Origin of the sequence: Blastococcus mobilis (assembly GCF_900188025.1) — a bacterium.
GTDB lineage: Bacteria > Actinomycetota > Actinomycetes > Mycobacteriales > Geodermatophilaceae > Blastococcus_B > Blastococcus_B mobilis.
This window is the reverse complement of sequence record NZ_FZNO01000074.1, coordinates 1-1,667: the sequence shown is the minus strand read 5'-3', so window position 1 is coordinate 1,667 and position 1,667 is coordinate 1. Positions and strand designations below refer to the sequence as shown.

General features: G+C 70.2%; 1 protein-coding gene. It reads left to right on the top strand.

The annotated features are described in order from the left end of the window. Positions 1-125 precede the first annotated feature (125 nt). Positions 126-1,523, top strand: a complete 1,398-nt coding sequence (locus CHB94_RS24290; RefSeq protein WP_089339104.1) for an IS1380 family transposase — start codon at positions 126-128, stop codon at positions 1,521-1,523. Positions 1,524-1,667 lie beyond the last annotated feature (144 nt).

Below are 1,667 nucleotides of genomic sequence, written 5' to 3'. Positions count from 1 at the left end.
CTGAGCCCCGATCCACCGTCGAAGTGACTGGTGAGCGCGGGTCGTAACGCACGAATGCCCTTCTGAGCAGGGACGATGCGGTTTGTCTAGGACCGATGTCGTCACCACAGAAGGGCATCCGCTGGATGCGACTGTCTCACGGATCGTCGGCGTTGTCGGCGACCTTCGATGACCCGAACCTCGTGTCGGTCGGCGGGTTGGCGCCGGTGGTCGCGCTCGCTCAGCACTGTCGGCTCGGTGAGCTGGTTGTCGAGAAGCTCACGCGGAAGGCCACTGGCGGGGTCAACGCGCAGCTGAAGGTGCCGGGGCTGGTGGCCGGGATGGTCGCCGGTGCGGACTCGATCGACGACATGGACCTGCTGCGGCATGGCGGCATGGAGCGGCTGTTCGCCGGGATCCGGGCGCCGAGCACGCTGGGCACGTTCCTGCGCTGCTTCACCTTCGGCCACGTCCGCCAGCTCGACTCCGTGGCCGCGAGCTTCTTGACCGGCCTGGCCGCGAGCACGCCGCTGTTGGCCGGCGCCGAGCAGGTCGCCTTCCTCGACTTGGACGACACGATCCGCCAGACCCACGGCTACGCCAAGCAGGGCGTCGGCTACGGCTACAACAAGACCAAGGGGCTCAACGCGCTGCTGGCCACGGTGTCCACGCCATTGGCGGCGCCGGTGATCGCCGCGAGCCGACTGCGCAAGGGCTCGGTCAACTCCGCCCGCGGGGCCGCGGCGCTCCTGCGCGAGGCGCTGACGACCGCCCGTGGCTGCGGCGCCGGTGGTCCGCAGGGAGACGGGCTGATCATCATGCGCGCCGACTCGGCCTACTACACCCACGACGTGGTCGACGCAGCCCGCCGCGGCGGGGCGCACTTCTCGATCACCGCCCGGATGACCGCCACCGTCAAGGCCGCGATCGGCTCGATCACCGAGGACACATGGACGGCGATCCGCTACCCGCAGGCGATCTGGGACGAGGAGGGTCAGTGCTGGATCTCCGACGCCGAGGTCGCCGAGGTGACCTTCACCGCGTTCACCGGTCGCCGCAAGGCCGACCACGTGACTGCCCGGCTCATCGTGCGCCGCGTGAAGCGGCTCAATCCCGACCACGTGCCGGCCGGGCAAGGCGAGCTGTTCGCCGCGCACCGCTACCACGCCGTCTTCACCGACTCACCGCAGCCGATGCTCGAGGCCGAGGCGACGCACCGGCAGCACGCGATCGTCGAGCAGGTCATCGCCGACCTCAAGCGCGGGCCGCTGGCCCACCTGCCGTCGGGGAAGTTCGCCGCCAACTCCGCCTGGCTGGTGCTGGCGGCGATCGCGTTCAACCTCACCCGCGCCGCTGGCGCTCTGGCCTCGACCTTCCACGCCAAGGCCACCACGGCCACCATCCGCGCCCAGCTCATCGCCGTCCCGGCGAGGCTGGCCCGCTCTGCCCGACGGCTGTGCCTGCACCTGCCGCGCGACTGGCCCTGGCAGACAGCCTGGACCCAGCTGTTCCACGCCACCTGCGGACCGCCCGCCGCAGCCTGACCCGACCACCGCCCCGCGGGGCCGACCGGAGCAGACAGTGGAAGAGCCGGGCAGACCGGCAGCTCACCCACGCCCGCATAAGCCAATCAAGATCGAATCAGGCCTCATTCAGCCGACCAAGATCGACGGTGGATCAGGGCTGAG